Raw genomic sequence first — 3723 nt, forward strand, 5'->3', positions numbered from 1 at the left:
ATAATTTCTTCGCAGGAGGATGTCAAAAAAGCAGTTATGACAAATCCATCGTTCTTTAGTTCTTTATAGATGACGACCGCGTCTTTTCTTGAGATAACAGTTTTCGGATAATGTTTTAGTGCTATTAGCTCATCAGTCCATCCCTTAACAATCAAATCAGGTTCAGCAATAGTTTCTAGTACCATATCAATACATCCCGCCATGTAATCATGATTCTCTGTAATGTGTGACCATTGCTTATAAGTTAAACGAATTGGCAAACCATTTCGAGAAATTACAACTTCGATAAGGTTTTGGGATGTCATATTACTATCGCTTAGTAATAAGGGAAGCTCAAAGTTACTTTCTAGAGGACAAAATAGATCATCCAAGAGAAAAGCAGTCTGTTTGAGTTCATAAACGAAATTTACTTTTAGCTTTGGCTACTTTAACCCATCCTGACCAAATTGTCAACCCAGAGCTGCATAGCCGCTGCTTCGACCGTCAGAGTGACTGAGTAAGATACTTTCATGGCTTAGAAAATCCATTCATTATTTTCTCAATTTAACTGCCCGAATTGTTCCTGGTAACGAGCCAACAAAGCTTCTAGTTCTAGAACTCGCTGCCGTTCTCTTTCTGCGCGTTGAGCTTCCTGCTCGGCGCGTTGAGCTTCCTGCTCGGCGCGTTGGGTTTCCTGTTCGGTAGGAGTCAGTATCCAATTGCCGTCTCGTCCGTACCAGCGCAGCCACAACCCCTCAATGCCTTGACAATTTCCTGCCCAAAGTCCCAACCCCAATTGTACTTCCTCTAGCCACAACTGCTCGTTTTCTAGTCTTAAAGGCTGATATTTTCCTGATTTTAAGGTAAATGCCTGCAATTGGTTGCTGTAGCGATCGAACACCACGTAGTAGGGAATGCCTAAAATTCGTTCGTAAACTTCCCACTTGGTGGGAGGTTGGTTGATTCCCCGCACGGTACGCCCTAAATCTTCTGCTTCCGTTCCAGGAGAGAGTAATTCGATGGCGATGAAGGGAACAATTTCTTCCTGCCAAATCACATAACTCAGGCGCAATTCCTCTCCTTGGTACAGCCGCGAGACTCCCAAAGCGGCAAACCAGTCCGGCCGCTTGTACCATTGGGGATGGTAAGGGTCGTAGTAGAGATTTAGATCGCTGGCGATAAATACTTGTTCGGCAGGATAGTTAGAAGGTCGAAAGGTCTGGCGCAATAATTCGGGTTGGAAGAGATGAAATTCGTCAGGCAAGCCAGGTTCCTCCAAGTTTTCGCTGGGGAGGTCGTACATGGTTGGTAACATTTCTTTGGGTGGAAGGGACGGCGTTCTCTGGTACATGGGGGGAATGTTGCTAGTTTGGTGTTTAGTTTAGCAAGATAATATGGCATTCATGTCAATTTTAGACCCCTGAACGCCGCAAGCCTTGATGCACAATAAATCGGAACAGTCGTCAATTCCTCGTTCTCCATTGGTGAAAATGGCGATTCAAAAATGAAGTACCCCACTGGGGGAGTCTTACCAAAATCCGCCCAGAGGAAGTTAGAGACTTTCGGGATTAATCCCCAATTCCCTAAGTTTAGCCGCCAATCGCTCAGCTTTCTGTTGTGCTTCCTCAGCTTTCTGTTGTGCTTCCTCAGCTTTCTGTTGTGCTTCCTCAGCTTTCTGTTGTGCTTCCTCAGCTTTCTGTTGTGCTTCCTCAGCCGACTCTCGCTCGGTTGGTAACAATATTCCATCTAAAGTTGCCCAGCGAATCCAGACGGTTGTTACCCCTCTATATTCTCCCTGCCAACGAACTAAAGCTAATCCCAAACGACCACTGATTAGCCATCCTTTCTCGTTGGGTTGCCGTGGTTCATATAGGCCATCAACTAAGACAAATTCGGCAAAATCTTCAGGGTTAAAAGGATCGTACCAGAAATATTCAGGGACTCGTAACTTATCTTGATAAATCTGTTTTTTCTCGGTTTTGTCTATTTGGGCAGTACTTTCTGAGAGTAGTTCAATCACTACATCGGGGGCTTTTCCCTCCTCCCAAGTAACCCAACTTTTTCGCTCCCCTTTTGGCACGCCTAAGACGGCAAAAAAATCAGGTCCTTTGAAATCTTGATTTTTCAGTTGTGCTGTACTGAAATAGACGAACATATTGCCACTGGCATAACCATCTTCTCGTCGGTCTAGCCAAGGGGATATAGTGTCTATTAACAGATCCATCTGCCATTTATGCCTTTGAGTTTCCATGGGTACTCCATCATCGCAGGGAAGTTCATCTTGCGTGGGTAATGCAGTTAACTGCATCGGTTGACTAAGCGTCAGAGTTTCCATATTTCTGTCCTATATTTTGGGTTTAGTTATTTAGATTTACTAGATTTTTTGCCCTCTTTCAGACAAATACTACTTTAATTGACTGACTATAGCAATTCTAAATGAGTCGTGAACGAGTAAGGAGCTTAATCCCATTGTTCAGCTGCTTGTTCTCAAGGGTTTAGGGGATTACTATATGTTACATCACAATTCTAGGCTAAGACTCATTTAAGTAGAAATCATCATCCAAGAGCTGCTCAATTGAAAAAGGACAGGTGATTGGATAATCATTTTCTAATGGTATGCGAACGCCACATTTAGCTTTTTTTCCATCTCTAATTGCCAGCTTGCGAGCGTCTGGATATACTGAGGAAACTGCTCTTGACAGATAGGGATTGAGAGATGGAGTATCTCGCAAGCTTTTTTGAACTCGCTGCGGGTGTTCGTTGATTGAATCATACCAACTGCCTATCATAATATCAGGGGCATCGCCTTGTATCTTGAGCTTGAGTAAATTAGCCAACAAAACCATTAAGTTACTTTCTAAGGTTCTTTTTTCTGACTTGCCCAAGTCTTGTAATTCCTCAATTAAGTGTTCAACGTCTAGTCGTTCAAATTGACGATCTTTTAATTGTTGGATTGTCTGCTCAATCCACAAGTCAAAATCAGAATCACATAAAATAGTGGACATTTCTCGCAGTTTTATTAATGATATAAATCCGACAATCTTAATATTAACAAATATTTGACCGTTTTATCAAGTAGCGATTGCCTGATAATTTCCTTTGTACTATTTATCTTCCTTAACCTTCCTTTTATTAACTGACTTCTACATCTCTTGCAGAACTATAAACTTCTATTCCTAAATTTTTAGCTATTTCCTGCGCCTTGAAATCTACCGTCAGTGAAATAACTATCTTGCAGTTGGATTCTTGTTGGTGTCGCTGCTGATAAAATTGTACTTTTTTATCGAAAGTGTACATATCTGATTTACTCATGGAGGATTGGATTTCGCCAATTATTAACAGTCCATTTTTGATTAACAAATCCAATTCTATCCGGTCTGGCCTGCCAAAGACTTTGCCTTCGTCATCCTATTCAGTAACATTAATCACCGGCACTCCGAAAGAGTATTCTAAAATTGCTTTCAGAGCATCCCAGAAAGATTCCTCCGAGTGCGGTCCCCATATCGCTCCCAAAGCACCAACACTACTGTCGTAATCGTCCCGCATTTCCCTATATTGGAGAATTTCGGGCATTTCTTGGCGGATAATCGCTTTAATATCTTCGGTTCTTCGGTTTGTGTTATGCAATGGACGGGGGTTATAAGGGATGGAACCCTTATGTAGAAAGGCATTTGGCGATTTTTGTCAATTGTTTTTGATCTAGAGCGAACTAATCAATTAAGTCTCTTGCCAGATAAGGATTTA

At 42.1% G+C, this 3723-nt stretch carries 6 protein-coding genes; all 6 read right to left on the bottom strand.

Features of this window, described 5'->3' with window-relative positions:
• On the bottom strand, window positions 1–305 hold a 305-nt coding region (locus IM319_RS20445; RefSeq protein WP_287736729.1), incomplete at its 3' end, for a hypothetical protein.
• A gap of 233 nt (window positions 306–538) precedes the next feature.
• Window positions 539–1330 (bottom strand): Uma2 family endonuclease, encoded by a 792-nt coding sequence (locus IM319_RS20450; RefSeq protein ID WP_287736730.1) that lies wholly within the window; start codon window positions 1328–1330, stop codon window positions 539–541.
• Between the two features lie 201 nt (window positions 1331–1531).
• Entirely contained in the window at window positions 1532–2314 is a 783-nt protein-coding gene (locus tag IM319_RS20455) for a Uma2 family endonuclease (RefSeq protein WP_287736731.1), read from the bottom strand.
• Between the two features lie 196 nt (window positions 2315–2510).
• Complete coding sequence (locus IM319_RS20460) at window positions 2511–2984, bottom strand: DUF29 domain-containing protein (RefSeq protein ID WP_287736732.1); 474 nt, start codon at window positions 2982–2984, stop codon at window positions 2511–2513.
• Window positions 2985–3111: 127 nt separating this feature from the next.
• Window positions 3112–3345: a hypothetical protein gene (locus IM319_RS20465; RefSeq protein ID WP_287736733.1), complete on the bottom strand. Its 234-nt coding sequence runs from the start codon at window positions 3343–3345 to the stop codon at window positions 3112–3114.
• A 42-nt stretch (window positions 3346–3387) separates the two neighbouring features.
• On the bottom strand, window positions 3388–3606 hold the full coding sequence (locus IM319_RS20470; RefSeq protein ID WP_287736734.1) for a DUF3782 domain-containing protein: 219 nt from the start codon (window positions 3604–3606) through the stop codon (window positions 3388–3390).
• Window positions 3607–3723: the final 117 nt, after the last annotated feature.

The sequence above is a fragment of the Microcystis sp. M113S1 genome (genome assembly GCF_020246945.1).
Taxonomy (GTDB): domain Bacteria; phylum Cyanobacteriota; class Cyanobacteriia; order Cyanobacteriales; family Microcystaceae; genus Microcystis.